At 42.5% G+C, this 266-nt stretch carries 1 protein-coding gene; it reads right to left on the bottom strand.

Annotated features, from left to right (window positions below; translation table 11 throughout):
• A partial coding sequence (locus ACKX14_RS15970; RefSeq protein WP_422449389.1) for a BppU family phage baseplate upper protein occupies positions 1-257 on the bottom strand: 257 nt, incomplete at its 3' end.
• Between the last annotated feature and the right edge of the window lie 9 nt (positions 258-266).

Here is a 266-nt window from a genome sequence, read left to right on the forward strand (position 1 = left end):
TCCATCGTCGCAATAGCTTCGTCATATAGTTCGTTGACCTTTGCGATTAAAGCCTCGAAATCATCGATATAATATTCCGCTATAGGAGCGATATCAGTATCGACTAGCGCTCGATCTATGTTGAATGAAAACTTGTGGACGGAAAGCGCCTGATTATTCGCGTAGTACAAATTAAGCTCTGCGTTGACCGTTCCGTAATGCTTAATTTCGTCCGAAGTTAATACGTATTGCGCTACGCCACCTACCGGATCTACAATTTCTACATT

Origin of the sequence: Thermorhabdus hydrogeniformans (assembly GCF_049310025.1) — a bacterium.
Taxonomy (GTDB): Bacteria; Bacillota; Thermosediminibacteria; order Thermosediminibacterales; family Tepidanaerobacteraceae; genus JBJYKD01.